The 19,749-nt window shown below is 36.9% G+C and carries 10 protein-coding genes; 6 read left to right on the top strand and 4 right to left on the bottom strand.

All coding sequences use genetic code 11. The features are described from left to right. Positions 1-31 precede the first annotated feature (31 nt). From VB776_RS08445 to VB776_RS08430, 3 genes are all read right to left on the bottom strand, one after another. Positions 32-1,204 carry an MFS transporter gene (locus VB776_RS08445; protein ID WP_323327982.1) on the bottom strand — a complete coding sequence of 391 codons (1,173 nt, stop codon included), beginning with the start codon at positions 1,202-1,204 and terminating at the stop codon, positions 32-34. 64 nt (positions 1,205-1,268) lie between these two features. Next, positions 1,269-3,710 (bottom strand): TonB-dependent receptor, encoded by a 2,442-nt coding sequence (locus VB776_RS08440; protein ID WP_323327980.1) that lies wholly within the window; start codon positions 3,708-3,710, stop codon positions 1,269-1,271. Positions 3,711-4,364: 654 nt separating this feature from the next. Continuing rightward, positions 4,365-4,841 carry a transposase gene (locus tag VB776_RS08430; protein WP_323328129.1) on the bottom strand — a complete coding sequence of 159 codons (477 nt, stop codon included), beginning with the start codon at positions 4,839-4,841 and terminating at the stop codon, positions 4,365-4,367. Positions 4,842-5,249: 408 nt separating this feature from the next. On the opposite strand from VB776_RS08430, the gene VB776_RS08425 reads away from it, so the two are divergent. The 5 genes from VB776_RS08425 (at position 5,250) to VB776_RS08405 (ending at position 17,969) form a co-directional block, all read left to right on the top strand. Beyond that, a complete protein-coding gene (locus VB776_RS08425; protein WP_323327977.1) occupies positions 5,250-11,045 on the top strand; it encodes a carboxypeptidase regulatory-like domain-containing protein in 5,796 nt (1,931 codons plus the stop codon). A 21-nt stretch (positions 11,046-11,066) separates the two neighbouring features. Continuing rightward, complete coding sequence (locus tag VB776_RS08420) at positions 11,067-13,190, top strand: fibronectin type III domain-containing protein (RefSeq protein ID WP_323327974.1); 2,124 nt, start codon at positions 11,067-11,069, stop codon at positions 13,188-13,190. 260 nt (positions 13,191-13,450) lie between these two features. Continuing rightward, positions 13,451-15,274, top strand: a complete 1,824-nt coding sequence (locus VB776_RS08415) for a tetratricopeptide repeat-containing sensor histidine kinase (RefSeq protein WP_323327972.1) — start codon at positions 13,451-13,453, stop codon at positions 15,272-15,274. Between the two features lie 3 nt (positions 15,275-15,277). After that, the gene (locus tag VB776_RS08410; RefSeq protein WP_323327970.1) at positions 15,278-16,045 is read left to right on the top strand and encodes a response regulator; all 768 of its coding nucleotides are present in this window, start codon (positions 15,278-15,280) and stop codon (positions 16,043-16,045) included. Between the two features lie 190 nt (positions 16,046-16,235). Next, positions 16,236-17,969 carry a hypothetical protein gene (locus VB776_RS08405; protein WP_323327968.1) on the top strand — a complete coding sequence of 578 codons (1,734 nt, stop codon included), beginning with the start codon at positions 16,236-16,238 and terminating at the stop codon, positions 17,967-17,969. Between the two features lie 230 nt (positions 17,970-18,199). Here VB776_RS08405 and VB776_RS24545 read toward each other — a convergent pair whose 3' ends face one another. Then, entirely contained in the window at positions 18,200-18,493 is a 294-nt protein-coding gene (locus VB776_RS24545; protein ID WP_407653804.1) for a Tn3 family transposase, read from the bottom strand. Positions 18,494-18,552: 59 nt separating this feature from the next. Here VB776_RS24545 and VB776_RS08400 point away from each other — a divergent pair, with 59 nt between their 5' ends. Continuing rightward, on the top strand, positions 18,553-19,059 hold the full coding sequence (locus VB776_RS08400; protein WP_323327966.1) for a recombinase family protein: 507 nt from the start codon (positions 18,553-18,555) through the stop codon (positions 19,057-19,059). The last annotated feature ends 690 nt before the right edge of the window (positions 19,060-19,749 follow it).

Here is a 19,749-nt window from a genome sequence, read left to right as displayed (position 1 = left end):
AACTATTTTTTATAGAATTGATATAGCCTCATTATACTTCTTTCATCATAAAGTTGACAACAACCATGACAAGACAAACGATACCAAAGATTAAAAACGCATTTAAGATTCCGCCTGAAAGATTACTTACCATGCCCACTATAAACGGCGACAACGATAAACCCAAAAAGAAACCACTTCCCCAAATACCCATGCCACGTCCTCTGAATTGAGCAGGAATAGCTCTTAATCCAAAAGCAATAAGTACAGGAATAGACATCCCACAGCCAATTTGTTGCACAACGGCACTCGCCATAATTAAAGGAAGCGTTTTAAATACACCAACGCCTATCAAACCAAGTCCAATCAGTGTAAACATTATTCCAAATTGTACTTTGCTATTTTTCTTCCCAAATATTTTGAAAAGAACAGCCCCTAAAGGAAGCATCAAACTGGCAATAGCCGTGATTTTTCCTACTTCTTGAGGGTCGCTCAGGCCTATTTTATCCAATGCCAACGAAAAATGCAAAGTGTAAACATAGTACAAAACAGAGGCAATGAACGTGGTAACAAACACCTTAATAATCAAAGACCTTGATAGTGTTTCGGGAGCTTTGTGTGATTGATTAACACTTGAAGCTGCTTTTTGTGTAGGCTCAAAAATGAAAAAGAATGAGCCTATCGGAATCAATAAAGTAATGGCATACAGTAAGAAAGGATATTGCCAGCCGATTGTTGCCAAATAACCACTACCTGTAATAACAAAAAATCCAAAAGCAGGGCCAATAATACTTTGTATCATAAGCCACGTATTTCTTTTACTTTCTTCAAAATAATCACCTAATAAAATATTAGATACCGTCAGAATAAACGCTTCTCCAATACCCAAAATCAAACGTCCAATAATTAGGAGTGTAAAGCTTTCTACAAAAAAAGGAATTACCCCTCCGATGCCGTACAAAAACGAAAAAATGAGTAAAAGTTTGCGTCGGCCCAATTTATCCGCTAAATAGCCCGCATAAGGTGCAAAGAGTGCAACACATAGCCCTGGTGCCGAAATCACAAAAGGGGCAAGGATTTCTATGTGTGGAATATCTTTAAAATTATTCCTTAATGTAGGCACTACGGGCATTAGTGTGATAACTGCCATCATAGGCAAAATACTAATGAGCGTAATAATAATTCCTTGCGGAACTCCAGCGATGCGGGTTTGCGAGTTTGGCATAATGGTAAGTTAAATTAAAGCTTAGTAAACATTGGAGGAGAGGCGTTCTCTCCTCCAATGCAGTTTATAAATGGAGATTCAACTGAGCTCCAATCAATCTTGGCGAGCCAAATATCCAGTTATAAGTATTGATAGTACCACCATTAAAACCTGAAAAAGTAATAATACGGTTATCTTCAAGGTTTTGGGCAAATATGCCTATATCAAATTTGCCTCCTTTGGTCGTATAAGTTAAATTAATATCTGTTTTCGTATAAGCTCCTTGTTTGTCCATAGCATAGTTGAAAGCTGTGGCATAATAATCCGACTTAAACAAAGTTTGAATACCTGCGTTCAAAATGCCTTTCCCTATTTTGAAATCGTGGTTATAGCCTGCCGTGAGTGTCCATTTAGGAGCCATAGGTGCAACATTACCTGCTAAATTTCTTTCGATTACTGTAGCCCCAACTCTATTCGCAATAGTTTTTAGGTCTTTATAAGTTGCATCCAAAAAGTTAATTGAAAACCTGAATCTATCTGCTTTAGTTGCCACATATTCCCCATCAATTTCTAAGCCATCGACTGTACTAACGCCTGCATTTTGGATAGCACCACCGATATCAGTTGAGATAAAAATGGTAACTTGTTGGTCTGTGTAATCATAGTGAAATGCTGAGGCATTCAAACGTAATTTGTTATTAGCAAACTTATTTTTAGTACCTATTTCATAGGCGACAAGGCTCTCAGGATTATATTGACCTAAGTTGTCAAATCCACCTGCTTTATAACCCGTGCTTACTTTTGCAAACAACATTTTGTTGGCATCTATCTTATATTCTAACCCAGCCAACCAAGTTGTTCTATTCCAACTTCCTTCGGTTGGAATTCCCTCAAATGGCTTCATTCCAGCTTGAGTAGCAGAAGTAGGTACGTTTGGATAGAAGAATCTGATGATTGATGGCGGACCAAACGGTGCAGAAGCTAAGTTGCCACCTCCTAAAACTTTTTTATCGGATGTATTTCTAATACCAAGGGTCAAACCTAATTTCTCATTGATATTGTAAGTAGCTTGTCCAAAAATAGCCGAAGTTCTTGAATTTACATCTCTGATGAAGAAGTTAAGAAAAGGAACTTGTCCATTAAAAGCCCCAGCAGCCGACACCAATAATAACCCACGAGCCGTATTTTGGTCTTCATCTCCGTAGAAACCACCTACCTGCCAACTTAATTTAGCTGTTTCTCCATTTAATCTAAGTTCGTGGCTTTGGGTAGATGATTTAATATCATTATGAAAACTATTAGTTTCTGGCAGATACCCATTAAGTGGCTGGTAGCCAGTCATATCGACTTTGCGATAACCAGCCGAGTAGGTCAAAGTTGCTTTCCCAAAATCATAAGCAATTTTTCCTCTGATAGCCGATTGGTCTATTTTCATGAATCCAGCCGTAGCAACTGGGTAATCGTTTGGTAAAGGGGTTGTCCAAGAAATCGGCTCTTTATCTTTTAATTCGGTAAGATTTCCCATTGGCACACCGTACTGAGAAGGGGCTTGTTGGTCTATTTTACTAATTTCGCCTGCTGCATACATTGATAAAGCCTTGGTTGGATTTATGTTAAAGCCCAATCGAGCGGCCCACATATTTCCATTATCAATTCTTCCTACTGTACCTCCGTCACGGTAGCCATCGTGCTTATTTAAAATACCAGCAGCACGTACAGCAGCTATTTTTCCTAATGGTAAATTTACCATTCCGTTCAATTTCAAGGAATTATAGTTTCCATAGCTCAGTCCTAAATCAGCTTCACGTGTTTGTGTAGGCTTTTTCGCAATGATATTTACCGCTCCAGCGGTAGCATTCCGTCCATAGAGTGTACCTTGTGGTCCTTTCAAAACCTCAACACGGTCAAGGTCAAACAAAGCAGCGTTTAGGGCTACGGGTCTATTGATGTATTCGCCGTCGATTCCAACCGTAACGGCTTGGTCTGAGAGTTCGGCTGCACCTTGATTACTACCCACACCCCGAACATTTATTTGATTGAAAATGGTATTCGTAACAATATTCAAACTCGGGGCAATCGCTTGCAATTGAACCAAATCTGTAATGCCCTGTTTTTGTATTGTTTTCCCCGAAACCAAATCCATTGTAATTGGTACTCGCTGTGCCGAAACCGAACGGTTTTCTGCCGTTACCACTACTTCTTCAAGGCTTTCAGTTGCTTCTTTTAAGGTGATGTCTAATTGCTTTTTGTCACCAATAGCTACTTCCTGTAGTTCATAGCCTACAAAAGTGAAAATAAGAGCTTGATTTTTACGTGCCTCAATCACAAATTTTCCGTCTTTATCGGTGGTTGTTCCTTTGGTTGTGCCTTTGATGGCAATGCTTACTCCCGATAGTTTTTCCCCATTGGTTGTTCTGACGCTTCCACTGATACTTTGGGCAAATGACTGAGCAAATGAAAGCAGTATTATGATGACCGAATAAAAAGTTTTAGCTCTCGGATAGCTAAAAATAAAGTTTTTTTTCATAGTTTGGGCTGTTTTTGAATTTTAGCGAGTTTGAAAATCATCCAAAGCCGACTCTATTACCAGTAGAGTTGGCTTTTTTATTGAATAATTACAATAATTTGTTAAACAAAATTAATATTGATATAGTCTAATTTTTTATCAATATTGTATCAATATTCTACATATTCAATCATTTGTCCTTAAATGATAAAATATAGTCTTGAAAAAATATACAAAATGAGGGATGTGCTTATAATAGATATTTAAAAACGTCTAACAAAATAGCATTATTAAAGAGTGGTAGGAGACTGAGAAGTGTTTCAGCGGAAGTATCAACGTGCCGAGTTACGCAGTATCAAAAAGAGCTTTGGCAAGTTTAGTAAAAGCACTGGCAAACGAATAAGTCGGAAAAGGTGTAAATTGTTTACAAAATAGTTGAAGTCGATATATTTGTACATAGTTATTCATTTGCAACTAAGTAAATTTATACTTTGAATACTATACAAGTATTTTCCATAAAATGGAATTAACTTAGCTAATATTCATTGGAGTTTTAGCAAACTCAGAAAAGTCTAAATAAACGTCCGTTTGATTGGACTTATAGAATTTTATAATTTCAATAAAAAACTAGTGAACAAGCTTGAATTGCATAAAATTTATACACTAACCAAAGTATTATTTTTTATTCAAATAAGTTGAACTTATACAATTATAAGTACCCGATATAAATAAGTTTATGTTAAATTCGGTGAAATTAATTTTCCAAGATTTTCCTAATTGAGCTAAGCAACGATTGACCGCATAGGAAAGAGTTTCTTGATTGAGGTAATCTATTGGGTCAATTTGTTCTTTTTTAATTTTACGCCACAGTGTTTCAGCAATGTTTAAGTGTGGTGAATATGGAGGAAGGAAAAATAGATATAATCCTCTTTTCTCCCAGAAATTTAATTGCTGTTTTATGATTTTAGCCTTGTGAATGCTTGCATTGTCAAGAATAATCACCGTTTGTTTTTGTATTTGAAATGACAATTTTTCTAATTGCTCGAATATGAAATTGGCATCAATGTTTTTTTCAGTGATGACCCAATGATTCATATTGTTTCGGTTAATGAGTCCCCCAATATTGATTTTATAGCCCTTTTCTACGGGAATATAAATTTCTTCATCAGGGAATTGCCCAGCATGGAATGCCAGCCATAAGGAACGTAACCTTTGCTACAAACATGACTTTCATCACCATAAAATAGGTCAAGGAGTCCTTGCTGAGTATTGCTCGTTATTAATTGCTATTCAATACACTTTGTTTATCAGCCTGTCATTTTCCTATCTTACGATAGAACAACCCATTGAAGACTTTACTATTGGTTGATTTATTCTTGTACACCTGCACAGCATCAAACTTCACATACATAATCTCTTAATTCACACCCTAATAAAGTGCGTTCGCATACTTTACCAAGATTCTACAGAATGTAGCCAGTAAATAATAATTACTTTTGTCATCATCCTATACGATGATATTTATATCGATATGATACTAAGTAGTAAACCAACTTTAACATGAAGCTAACCTTACCCGAATCAAGTTCTATGTACGTGTTTTTCAGAAAGTTTCTCGTCTTATTCCTGACATGCCTGCTTACTAGTAGTGCGTTTGCCCAGGTAAGTGTTACAGTACAAATTATTCCACCTTATCGGTATAGAATCACTGATTATACCTCCCATCCCGAGCAGATTTTAATCACAATCTTAAACACCACTACCAGTGAACAACGTGTTCAGCTAAGAGGTACCATTACAGGAGATAATGGTATTGAAATGAGAGTTCGCTCAAATTTTAAAAGCAGCTCACCACTGGTGATGTCTCCGGGTGAGATGAAAGTCTTGAACGGTGGAGATTTTACCGCCTTTTTTAACCTCGATAATATTGACTATGTGGGGATTACTCAGGCTGAAGCCATCCGTGGAAACGGTTTGCCTGAAGCTAACTATCGTTTGTGTATCCGTGCTTTTAACTATGATACCAACGTTCCTTTAAGTGCACAAGAACCCGCAGGTTGTAGCAACAACTTCAGTATTACCAATATAGAACCGCCAGTGGTTGTATCTCCAAGCGACGGCATGGAGATTACAAGCACATCTGTACAATTATTAAACCTTAGCTGGAGTACTCCTCCGGGAGCTCCCCCTGCTACTTGGTACAGAATCCGTATTGTTGAAATTACGGGAAATCGTAACCCGAACGATGCCATTATGAGTGCTACTCAGCCTTATTTCTTTGAAAAAGAAGTAATGGGGAATATGTATGTATATAGCCCAGCTGACCCGCAATTGACACTCGGTAGACGATATGCTATGATGGTAACCGCCTATGACCCTAATGGTTTTACCAATTTCAGAAACAACGGACAAAGTATTGTTACTAGTTTTAAATATGGTACAGTACCAGCTTTTTCAAATAGTGTTGGAGGTGGTGGAGCACCGGGGGGAGCCCCAGCCCCAGCTGGTGGAAGTGGTGGATTACTAGTCGAAACGACGGCAACACCTGTTGTAGCCGTAAACAGTATCATAAAAGGGCAGGTTTCTTTTGCGTATTCGTCTGCTGAACAAAGCGATGAAACAGGCACAGCGACCCTATTAGGCACAGCCCCTATCGCAGAGGCTGTTAGCAGTCAGCCCCTTAGTAACCCAACACCAGGCACAACTAAGTACAACTTAAATAATGCACAGGTTACGTTGTACGGAAAAATGTTTTCAGGAGAAATAACTGTTCTTGGTACAGCTCAGTCGGGTTCAGATGGCAACTATAGTATTAGCATCAACACCGCTTTGGCTGATAACTGTCAGGAGTTTTATATCATAGCAAAACATACTGACAACCAACTTTATCCTGCTTTTCAAACGGTAAAATTGATAAGAAATACTACTAGTTATGATACTAACATCGGAACGGCTGTGTTACAGATTATCTCTATGCAGGTAAAGCCTTTTGTAGTAAGTAAAAGTGCTACCTTCTCTGGACTATCGGTCAATTTCCTGTTAAATCAAACGAAATACAATGCCTCGCCAGTAATGAAGCAAGTATTTGGAAACAGCCCTGAGACCGTAAGTTATAACAGCGTTACTTATGTAGTACTGAGTAAACGTAATAACGCAAATACGTTTAAACGTTTGTTCAGAAGTACTGTGGTCGACGACTACCTAGTGCAGATAACCAGTTCTGGAGTAACGCCAATGTATTATCCTTTAGGGACATTGCCACAACTAAGTACTTCGGATACCACTAAAAATGTAACGCTTATAACGAAAAACTTTGTTTATAATCCAAGTAGAAACCAGATTGGTGGCATTTTAACGTTTTTGGGAGTTCCTAAAGGTGGCACAAAAATTACTGCTACGATTACACTCGCTAAATCTATCAGAGACGGCTCAACGCAAACTACCTTCGAGTCCATCACCGATGAATCAGGTTATTATCGGTTCGCTAATCTGCCATTTGTTTTTGCAAATACTGAGATTAAATTAACGGTTTTCGATACTCGTTTTATGGAAGTGCCGTCGGACATATTCGTAACGACAAAGTATGAGGAACTACTACAGACCAAAAATATTGACATAAAAATGCCAAAAGGAGTTATTGTTGGCAGAGTAAAGTTTGGCAAAGGCTCATACGATGGTAAAGGCGGTGTTAGGGTAGTTTTAAAGGGTACAAATTTAAGTACTACTACAACAGCAGAGGGCTTTTATACCATAAAGGTTCCCTTCCCGACTGTATCGCCAAACAATGTAATTGAATGCTATGCAGATGGCTATGTTGATGCCACTACAAAGTTTTATCAGTCTTCCTCGTATATTCCTGCAAGTGGCATTGGCGATGCCAATAGTTGGGCATCCTATATGACAGGGTTATATCCCTTAGGTGTATATAGAAGTGGTAGGACTACAGCAGATATGTTGGGGATTGGTACTGGTACAATGAGTGATAACTATAAAACTTATTTCCCGCAAGGAGAAGAATTTAGAATTGCTTACGAAGCTCAAGAGATTATGCTTACTCCAATACCTAGGGGTGGTTATATATTAGAGTTTAGTTTAAGCAACAAAAAGATAGTTGGCGGAAAAGTAACGGTAGATGGCAAGGATGTTTCTTTTGCATCAGATAATAGCAAATGGTATTACGAAGGCACACCAGGAGAGCATAGTTTTGTGATAGAGCCAGTGCCAGGTGGGGCTACATTCATGAAAACTTCTGGAATATTCAAAATACTTGATGGTGTTAATTATTTAGAAATGAAAGTGATATTAACGCCAGCCATGGTGATTACGGGTGTAATAACTGATAAAGATTTGGGAAAAGGATTGGCTGGAGCAAAGGTATATGTTAACGGTCTTCCTTATGAAGCCACCACCGATGCTAACGGAAAGTACGTGCTGACACTACCTACAGGCAAAGAATATACAGTGAGTGTAGTGCACCCATCGTATATTGCACCTATTGATGTTAAAATAGCAGCTGGAGAAACCGCCAAAACGGTAGATTTCCCCGTACAGTTTATAGATGCTACCGCACCAAGGTTACAAACGTTAGCAGGTTTCCCGGTATCTATCACTAAAATAACCAAAGTGAGTGATGGGAATTTTACCATCACTGGCTCGCTAAAGGTGGCATCTAATAGTCTATACAGTGTAGAACCAAGTAATGCTACCCTAACCTTTAGCGATGTGCCTATCAAGGCCAAGCCTTCAGACATTAATGGTATCCCTCAGGGCGATGTTAGCTTTAAGGAAGCCGTGATGAACGTGAAGGCATTCAACTTGGCCAATGTGGAAGTACAAGGTAATCCATCCATTAAGCTAAAAACTATAACAGGAAAATACATCATTGGTGGCGACCAACTGGTGCTTCGCCTTAGTGCATCGAGTGCTACTGATAACCTACCTATCAAATTGCCCGATGCCTTGGTGAAGGATAGTTTATTGTTGTCTAGTACATTCAATTATGTATTTAGTTCAACTGATATACCCGAACTAAGCAATAGCAGAAAGCTAAGAATGAGATTCCTAGAATCGGGTCAAAGCTTTTCTTCAACGGTTTCTTTCCTACCAGCGGCAACAGGTAACCTAGAAATTAAAGCAGGCACTATTGGTAGCTTATTAGTAAACAAAAGTACGCCAAGCTTTAGTAATACAGGATATAGTTTAAGTATGTATTACCAATTACCAAATATAGCAGGATTGGTACTACCTGCCAACACGACCCCTAGTTACGAATGGTTTAGTATGAAACCTACTAATATTATTCAAACCGTTATGGGGGTAAGTGGCAAGCCCTTTACGGCTACTATGCAAAACTTTAGGTTGGTGGTTAGCAAGATGGATTTGTCAGGCTTAGGTACAACGAACCCCAATTTAACCATGTCGGGAAAGATTACCGTTTTTGATGGTGCCAATGAAGAAAACGGAACACTTACTATTAAATCACTTTCACTAACAACCAAAGATGGAGCAGGTACTACCCTAGCTGGGGTAGTACAACTGCCTTCCTCTGGATTGACCATGAATGGCTTAAACTTCAAAACAACTGGTACGAATGGTACTATTGGTATAAGTTACAACTTTGATGCAGGAAGCTTTGAATTTAAAACCTCTGGTACGTTAAATTATAGTGCTGCTGGGGGCTCGGAAGGCATCAAGTCGTCAATGACGGGTGTATTCCCTATCGTGGTTAACCAGTTCCAATTACGTAGTAAAGATTGGGACTTATACATGGTGGCTTCGCCCAATGCCGTCATAGACTTAAAGGTAGCTAGGATAAATATCAAGACCTTCCTTGTGAATGTAGGTAACGGTATCTCGATGCGAGCCATGGCTCAGGCACTTACAGATGCTGCCAAACCTGTTAAAACACAAACCGCTAACAATGTGCAGCTTACCCCTGGACAGGCTACATGGGCTATCGGACTTTCGGGAGGGGTTACCCTTCCACTTGAGGGACTTACTACTACTGCTTCTGCCTCGTTTGTGGTAGGGAATGTGGGCAGTGGGCCTGAAATAATGTTGAATGATTTTGATTTGGAAATGAAAACGCCAACATTCAAACTGATGGGAAAGGTGAAGTTGCAGATTGATGATGAAAAACAAGGCTTTGAAGCAGCCGCCAACCTGAAAATGGCAACGAAAGAGTTTGGAGCGGCCTTTAAATACTATAACTATACCAAAGGGGGCTTCCAGATTGCAGCCAGTATTACAACCAATGCTGGTGTGGCTACGGGACCCATTATGTGGCATAATATAGGCGGGGGATTCGACATCGATAGTAGAATAGGGAAATACGACGTATTTCTAAAAGGAAGCTTTGGCCCGATGGGTGTACCCAAAACAGTGGCCATGGTAAAAGATGCCACAGTGGGGATTCTGTTTGATAATTCTAAGTGCAACGACAACCCAGTGATATACGGTAGTGGCGGACTGATGATGAAAGATAAATTGTGGGGTACGATGAATTTTAACGCAGACTTCTGTAGAAATTCGCTACTGGTCACTGTTAAATCTGGGCCAAACAATATAAAATTGGTAGAGGGGGTTGAATCTAAAGTAGAAGGGGTACTTTATGCCTTGGCACCACAAGGTTCATCGCCAGACGGAGCATTGTTTCTGGGCTTCAATGCTCAAGCTTACGCAGGGGCTATCTTGAAGGGAAACGCATTTATGGCACTGGGTTATAACTTTAGTAACAGTACTCCGGGTGCTCCTGAAGAGGCCAAAGCCATGTTGACTTTAGTCGGTAAAAACGGACTTGATAACAATGGCACTATGAATGCCATCTATTTGAAGGGGTCATTAATAGTACCAAACTTCAATGCCCGATTCGATGCCGAAATAGCAGGTTTTAGAGCATTTGGTTTCTATTATAAATATGTTTCTTCGGGTAATGTAGAGATGTACTATAAATACGCTGAAAACAAGTTTTACGCCAAGTCAGCATTTAGTTCTTCATCCGATATGAGGGTTACGTTGATGGGAATTACTCTGGGTGCAATGGCTGGAGTTAGTATGAATCTAGAAGGAAGTTACGACGGATCTTGGTTTGTAAGAGGTAGTGCTAATATGGCGGCACAATTTTATACAGATGAGAGAGCCTCTTGTAATAGTATCAACGTTACATTTTGCTCGCCACCAGCAGTCTGTCCATGTTTTAGTTATTTTTTTGGCATTCCCTATCCAAATGGCAGTTTTAATTGTTCATGCGGAAGTAGCTGGATTCCTTGTGGTGTAGGGTTTAAAATATGTACCAATATCGGAGCAGACTTCAATATTTCTAGTGCTGGCTCTAGCGTTAATGTTCGCTTATACTAATTCTTGAATAGAAAAAAACTTATGAAAAATATAGTAACGTTTATCCTTTTAATCTCGTGCTGGGCTACTGCCAATTTGCAAGCCCAACAAGTATCACCACGTGTACTAAAAGTGGCTTCGTCTAAAGCAGGAAATTACATTTATTTGGCTGGGCGTGATGAAGTAGTTGGAAAAGACACTACGCTGATGAAAGCGACTGACTACTTTATCATTAAAAGAATGCCCTTTGTATTGGTGACAGATTCTACCAAAGCAAAAGCTGCCTTGAAAAACTTTAAAACCATTGGCAAGGCTGAAAAAGCAAGTACTGATAAAGACCTAAAACAATTATTTAACGAAAGCGACCTTGCTGATGTAAAAAAGTATCTAGGTACAAAAACAAACAAGGAACTCCTTGACTTTGTAGATAAACACATAAGTGCAAACGATTATGGTTTTCTGTATTCTATTATAGAAACCCGTATGATGTTAGGACAAGTGTATTTAGATACTGACGTAAGAGATGGTGAAGTAATGTATTATCAGGTAATCAGGGTAGATAAAAACAAAAAAGAATTTCCTTGGGGTGTAGCCGTTGCACAGAGTAAAGTGGGTAATTATGCCTTGCCTTATTTAAAGCCTAAAATATCAGCGGTTCAATCGAGTGATAGTTCTGTTAGCATTACTTGGAAACTAAAGGTTTCGGAAGCCATGATTAATAAGTTTCCCAAACCAACTATGCGTGCCTCTTTTGACCCTAACGGAGATTTACTATCAGTACCATTTCCGCTTACAGCCCTTAGTGGACGAGTAGTTCCTGCAAGACAAGGGATTGTTGTGCCGGGTATCAAAATAATTCCTAACATCAATCGCACCCAAGATACCCTTACCTATAGTTATTTAGGTACCGTCAGTAAAGATGAGCAATTCACTGCTTATTTGATGGTTGAAGATGAAATCTATAATCAAGGAGCTCATTCAGATACTGCCATCGTTTTTGGCGTTGGTGCTAGAAGCATACCATTAATTTATGGAATTAGAGTAACCGAAGTAATGAATGGTATTCGCATTGCTTGGGATAAACTACCTAATAAACCTTATATAACAGGTATAGAAATCACACGATATGACAGCGAGGATAAATTACTACAACTAGGCATATTATCAGCAATAGATACTACCTATACAGACTATGCCATAAATGTGGGTGATCATTATCGTTATCAGGTAAGAGCATTGTTTGTACATGGTATCGGCATTACGCAAGTAGCACCAGCACAAGGAGTAGGGGCATACACTAAGTTCTCTAAACCCTTGCCACCCTATAACTTAGCCGTTGCTAATAAAGGAAGCAATGTTGCGTTGACATGGCAAGCCACTGATGAGCCTGGGTTTTATGGATATTTTGTATATAGAGGTACATCGCCTAAAAAAATGTATTTGGTGGCGGGACCTATGAAAGACAAAAAGTACACAGATACTTCTGAATCATTAAGTGGTAGAAGTCAATATTATTACGCCGTGAAAAACCAAAACTTAAGAAATGATACCAGTATGTATAGCAACATCGTGACGATTATCCCTATTAAGAAAATCGATGTTGTTGCCCCTACTAATATCGATTTTTATTATGTGAATGGAAAACTGAGAATACAATGGGATGACTCCAGAACACAAGACAATGCGATTGAAACATTCTTGTTACAAAAAAGAAAGAAAGGTGATACTGAATATGTTACCATGAAACCTAAAGAAGTTGGTAATGCGTTTTTAATGGATAGTCTTATCCAAAGAGGCACAACCTATCAATACAGGGTAGCATCGGTGGCTTTTTCGGGTGACATTAGTGCCTATAGTGCGGTCACAGAATATAGTCTTGCAAAACCTAAGATAGAAACTGTAAATGAGTTTTATGTACGTAACGTCACCGCAGGTGTAGAGGTTGGTCTGCCAGAAATAGTGTATTCAAACCGCAAGGGATATACTATTTACAGACGTAATGCTGCAAGTGGTGATTTTGTAAAAGTGCACACCATGCCATCTGATTCATTTGTCTTTACAGATGAAAAAATAGAGAAAGGTCAAACCTATATTTACGCTATTAGCATTACTGAAAATGATGGCAAAGAAGGTGAAATGGGATTTTCTAGGTCTGTGTCAAGATAAGATGTTATTCGTTTTTTGAGAATAGATTTCATTGTTAATTTAGTAAAAAGCACTGTTAAATTAGGCAGTGCTTTTTTATGATTTTAGCATCCATAAAATTCACGCTTACATCCATAAATAAGTTGTTCAAATACTTTGGCTCGCATTATCCCAATTATTGTCCATACATTAGTGATTATTTTTCAACAACTATTTTAATTGTGTAATCCAATAAAAACTAGGATATTATTGTATTGTTAGATTGCCATCAACAAATTTATATGTTTAAAAAGACGATTCAATATTTTTTTATATTACTGTTATGCGTTTATGGAACAGTGTATGGCCAAGGTAGTAATACCAAAGGCAATGAGAAAAGCTATAAAAACGAACTTGATAAGTTGGTAGAGAAGTCTCAAAAACTTAGTAACGATTCGCTATTATTTATCGTAAAAGAGTTCTACGCATTACATACTACCTATCAAGACCAAGCTTCTTTAGTGTATGCTTCATTCTGTAAAGCAAACGACGAACATCTAAAAGCCAATCATGTTGATGCTATGCGTCATGCTATAGATGCTTTAAACATCGCTCAAAAATACAATGTAAAACAACCCATACCAGGTATATATATGCTTATTGGTAATTTACACAAAGAAAATACCAATTATCCAATGGCGTTTGAGGCTGCCGGAAAGGCACTACAGTCTGCTAAATTAAACAAAGATACTTTGCGAATTATTAGTGCTATGGGTCTCTCTGCAATGTTTAGAAGGGGATATGTCAGACACTTTGGGCTTTCGATAGCCGCAGATAGTAGTATTTATACACAATTTGAAGCATTAAAAATGGCTGAGTCGAGCCCTAAATATGAACGTGAACGAGTAAGCTTTTATCATAACATTGCCCAACATTATAAAGATATGAAGGATTATGATAAAGCAATTATGTATGCTAAAAAAGGTATTACATTAGCTACAGCCTTAAATAAAAAAAGATCATTGACCTATGGTTACTGCTGGTTAGGCGAAGCAAATTACCGTAAAGGCAATCGTGAACTTGGGACAAAGTATATAGAAAAAGCCATTAGTATAAGTAAAGAAATAAAGCAACCATATAGAACGATGGAACTTTATGAAACAATGGCTAATTGCTATAGGTCATCAGGTGATTTAAAAAAGGCAATACCTTTTATGGACAAGTACCTAGAAGTTCATGACTCATTGAATGTACAAACCAATGAAAAGCTTATAGGAGAGCTACAAATTAAATACGAAAGTAGCAAAAAAGATAAAGACTTAGCTTTAATGCAACAGGCTGATCAGTTAAAAAGCAAACAAATGATATGGCTGATTGCTGGCATTATTATTTTTATGGTACTTAGTGTTACTCTTGTTTATTTTTATACGATTATTCACAAAAGAAATAATACGCTAAACGATAAAAACAAAAAAATTAATGAGCAAGCAGAAAAACTACAAACTTTAATGCAAGAGCTTCATCATAGAGTAAAGAACAACTTACAAATTGTATCGAGCCTGCTTACCCTACAATCAAACAGAATGGTTGATAAAGAAGCAAAGCAAGCCCTTGATGTTAGCAAACAGCGTATAGAAGCCATGTCAATTATTCATAGTAGCCTTTATCAGAAAGAAAATGCTAATATGGTTGATATGAAAGAGTTTGTATCTGTACTATTAAATAGCATAGTAGAAAGTTTTGGTGTAAACCGTGATAATATTGATATGATAGTTGAAGTAGGCGTTGATGATATTGATGTAGATGTAGCTATGCCATTAGGATTAATAATGAATGAATGGATTACCAATATTTTTAAGTATGCCTTTAAAGATTGGGATGGGCGACCATTAGTAATTATCTCCATAGCTCAGACATCGTCGAGTATTCGATTAAAAATTAAAGATAACGGTGTAGGCATGCCTCAATCATTATGGGATAACCCAACAGGGTCTTTTGGGATTAAGATGATAAAAATGTTGACCAAACAAATTGCAGGATTATCCAATATTATAAATAACGATGGTACCACTTTTGAGTTAGATATTCCATTGGTTGTAAATAAAAAAAACACTAATACACTATAATTTATGTCAATAGTAAGTATTTTGATTGTTGAAGATGAGGCCATAGTAGCTCTTGAATTGCAAGAGAGCCTTGAGCAAGAAGGGTTTAAAGTAGTAGCCATTGCAGATAATGGAAGAGAAGCGCTTGAAATACTTAAAGGAGAGGAAATAGATTTAATATTGCTTGATATTCATATTAAAGGAGATTGGGATGGTATAGAAACAGCCATTCACTTAAATACCTATAAAAAAGTTCCTTTTATTTATGTGACAGCCTATGCCGATAATAGCACGTTTGAAAGAGCTAAGGCTACTATGCCTTCGGCTTATCTAATTAAACCCTTTCGTATTAATGACCTACGCAAAGCCATAGAGCTTGCTATGTATCACTTTTCGCAAAAGCAACCACCTATATTAGATACACACGAGAAAGCTGTTGCTAAAAAAGAACCTATTGAACAAGAAGGTATCTTACACTTTAATAACGCTATATTCATCAAACAAAACTATAAATATACAAAAGTGGTTTTTAGCGATATTCAATACCTAAAGGCTGATGGTAATTATACCTATATTCAAACTATTGATAAAAAGCATGTTATTAAAAACTCGTTACAAAATGTGATTGATCTTTTTAATACCGAAAAATTTATACGTGTACATCGCTCATACGCCATTAACGTAAATTACCTAACTGCGTTTAATGAAAATATGATTCAACTAGGGGAAGAAGAAATCCCGCTTGGTCGGAATTATAAAGATGTTTTTCTGCAACTATTTAAACTATTGTAATTATTATTTTCTTCTTTAAAGTTTACACTTCATTTATACTGTAAACTCTCTTTTGCACACACATACAAAAAGATACTATTTGCATCCCAATTAGTGTAGTTCAGATACTTTTACCATTTCGATAAACAAAAATTAAGTAATCTTAACACATAATAAATAATCGCCTAAATTTTGCAATAATTAACCTTGTATGAAGATTAACTTTACCTTAATTAGATTATATCAAAAAAATATCTTTAGCTGCATAGTATTGTTATTTGGGGGGGTAATAATTACTCCTACACATGCTCAAGATTTTTCGAATATTCGAGGTCAAAAGCCTGTAACTCTTAATGGTAGTTTTGAAAGCCGTGGGACATTCTACAATGCAAACGGAATTGCAAATCGTCGGCAGCCATTTTCATACCTATTTAATGTAGCTGCTACGTTAAATATTTATGGGTTAAGTATCCCGTTTTCTGGAACTTACAGTGAGGCAGATCGTTCGTTTAGGCAACCCTTTAATCAATTTGGTATTAGCCCTACCTATAAATGGATAACCTTACATGGGGGATACCGTAATATTGATTATTCTCCTTATACGCTTGGTGGGCATACTATGTTAGGTGGTGGAATAGAACTACATCCTGGCAAACTGCGCTTAGGGTTTATGTATGGTAAATTGAATAGAGCTACTACCATTGATACTACCACGCAGGCCTTGGTACCATACTCTTTCTCAAGGACTGCCTATGCTGGTAAAATAGGCTATGGTACAGATCGTACTTTTTTTGAGTTCAGTTATTTGCAAGCTAAAGATGATAGTACAACCATTTCTCGTAATTCCGTAAAGGCAGATCAATATATTGCACCAGCATCAAATAATGTGTTGGGTTACAATACTCGGATTACTTTTCTTAAAAGGTTTACTCTTGAAACCAGAGGAGCAGTGAGTATTTATACACGTGATATGAACTCGCCTATTACTATCTCTGAAAAAGAAAAAATAATTAAAGAGTTAAAGAAATACATGGAGGTGAATGGAACCACCGAATTTTATACTGCATTGGATGCGTCTTTGACTTACAGAGCCAGAAACTATGGCCTTAAAGTTGACTATAAACGCATTGATCCTGAATATAAAACAATGGGTGCTTATTTCTTCAACTCGGATCTTGAAGCATGGACGTTCGGCCCTAGTCTAAGTATTTTTAAAAATAGACTAAGATTGAGTGGTAGTGTGGGTTTTCAACATGATAATTTACTGGATCAAAAACGTTCGACGAATAAGCGTGTTATTGGCTCAGGTAGTTTAAGCTTAGATATATCTAAGGCTTTAGCAGTAGATATGAACTATAGCAATTTCTCAAATAATCAGACTCCCAATACCTTGCGTCTATACCCAGATTCATTGCGCATTGTACAAGCTACACAAAATGCCACAATTGCACCAAGGTACACAATTATGAAAACCAATACTATGCAAATTGTTAGTGTTTCGGCATCGCAAAACAAATTGAGCGATTATAATCAAGTAATTACCAGTGGAAAATCATCAAATAGTACGATTGATACAAAACAGTATTTCATTAATTATTCTATAAACTTCTTAAAAAAAGGTATAGGGGCATTTGTGAATGTAAATAGAACAGAGTTGACTAGTATTATATTAAACAATACTTATCAAGGGTTTACAGCTGGATTTTATGGAACGTTTCTAAAAAAACTACAGGTAAACCTCAATAACTCCGTAACACAAGGCATTACTCAACAAGGCAAAAGCTTAGTATTAAATTCAACAGCCATTGTAAGTTATAATATAACCAAGAAACAACAATTTAGGACATCATTATTTTATACCTCTAACAAACCTAGTGTAGAATCAAAGCAAACTAGTTTTAATGAATTTAGAAACGAAATTAGCTATGTTGTTAACTTCAGATAATGGGTTGCAAGTACAAATCGAGGTATAATGTAAGATACAACCATATAACCTGCTGAAATACAGAAAGTTATATGGTTATTTTTTAGGCAGATTTTTTATATTTCCATTCCTTTTATTTTTGCAAATAAAATTGTAATTGCCTGTAATTCAGGAGTTTGCTAAACTGCACCCGAGTAAAGTCGTACACGCCTAATAGATTAACATGACTCCATGCCACAACGGTTGAGTTTCTAATGATGTCGATTAATTCCAAAGAAAATAGCTTTTCCAAAACGATTCATCAACTCAATGGGGGCTAAAATCTTCTCAATATGATGTCTGAGTTCCAAATCATCGTAGTAACGTAGTAAAAAAGCAGTTCGAGTAATCTTGCCAAATTCTTTCAAGGCTTTGTGAAGAGGATTTTGTTGGGCATAAGAATTGAGCCGTTTAAGTAACTCTTGAGCTGATGTTCTTCCTAATTTGAGTGATGCGACAACCCTGAGAATATCGTCCCAGTGGTCTTCAATGAGCTTTTTATTAATGTAATCATAGAATCACAAGATTATGCCTAGAAATATTGCTTATTTAAGGGTCTCGACCATTGACCAAGACCTTGAACAAAGCTCAGATTTTATATTTAGCCAATGATAAAATTTTGGGCATGACCACTCAGCGACTTGCCTTAGATGAAATGCTCTCAATGTTGAGAGAAGATGATACGGTTGTTGTTGCCCGTTTTTTTAGGTTGGGAAGAAATAGAGACCATCTGATTAATTTAGTCAATGAATTTTCTAAAAGGAAAGTACATTTTAAAGCTCTTGATGTAGGTATTGATACAACTACACCCGCAGGAAAACTTATCCTGTCAATTTTTGCATCTCTGGCAGAGTTTGACCGTGAAACCATTTTAGAAAAAACAAGAGCTGGCCAATTATTAGCCAAAGCCAAAGGAAAACATATTGGAAGACCAATTGGTATTAATCAACAAAACTATGAAAAGGTTAAAAAGGCTTTAGAAAAACACATGTCTGTTTCAGAAATTGTAACCTTAACAGGAATTAGTATTTCCTCTGTGAAACGATACAAAAAAAGAATTGAATGTAAATAGAATAACTAACCTATTAGTTTAAAAATTGGATTTTCCGCAGATTTGGAAGAAGAACCTCACATTGAGCAGACTTTTGAAGAACATCACTACGATGTTGGAGGATGCTACTATTTCAGTTGATGGACTATTTATGAATGCCGACACAGGGTGGTTCGCCGATGCGATTTAACACAACGCTTTCAAGTTGGATGGGTTTTAACTTTATCGCTTTTATTATCTTGGCAATTAAGAAAATTAAGATGACTTCAGTATATCGTTGTATTAGTAAATATAAAAATACGATATTTCGTATTTTTATATTTTGTCAAAAAATACTAATACACTGTATTACAGCATTTTAAAAAAATGGCACATCTTTTGGTTAAATATAAATAAAATAAAGATGAAAACTATTTATATGATGAATCAACCTAATATTGAGTACCGAAATGGTAGTTCGTTTTTCCCTTGTTATATCGATAAGCTATAGTTAAAATAAGTAATTTCTATTCTTGTTCTAGTTCAATGAAAAGTAAAAATTGAAGTACTAATTTTGAATCATCAAACGAGATAAATCAAAATTATAAACGAACAAAACGAAGTAATTTCTATTCTTGTTCTAGTTCAATGGAAAGCAAAAATTGAAGTATTAATTTTGAATCGTCAAGTTAATAATCACAACATTTTTATTCTTTAAAAATCGGACATAAC

The sequence above is a fragment of the Arcicella gelida genome (assembly GCF_034931025.1).
Classification (GTDB): domain Bacteria; phylum Bacteroidota; class Bacteroidia; order Cytophagales; family Spirosomataceae; genus Arcicella; species Arcicella gelida.
This window is presented reverse-complemented; position numbering and strand designations above follow the sequence as displayed.

Bases quoted from the DNA above. Each gene is read 5' to 3' on its own strand.
- VB776_RS08420 (WP_323327974.1), top strand. From the start codon at position 11,067: ATGAAAAATATAGTAACGTTTATCCTTTTAATCTCGTGCTGGGCTACT.
- VB776_RS08425 (WP_323327977.1), top strand. From the start codon at position 5,250: ATGAAGCTAACCTTACCCGAATCAAGTTCTATGTACGTGTTTTTCAGA.
- VB776_RS08415 (WP_323327972.1), top strand. From the start codon at position 13,451: ATGTTTAAAAAGACGATTCAATATTTTTTTATATTACTGTTATGCGTT.
- VB776_RS08405 (WP_323327968.1), top strand. From the start codon at position 16,236: ATGAAGATTAACTTTACCTTAATTAGATTATATCAAAAAAATATCTTT.
- VB776_RS08445 (WP_323327982.1), bottom strand. From the start codon at position 1,204: ATGCCAAACTCGCAAACCCGCATCGCTGGAGTTCCGCAAGGAATTATT.
- VB776_RS08440 (WP_323327980.1), bottom strand. From the start codon at position 3,710: ATGAAAAAAAACTTTATTTTTAGCTATCCGAGAGCTAAAACTTTTTAT.
- VB776_RS08410 (WP_323327970.1), top strand. From the start codon at position 15,278: ATGTCAATAGTAAGTATTTTGATTGTTGAAGATGAGGCCATAGTAGCT.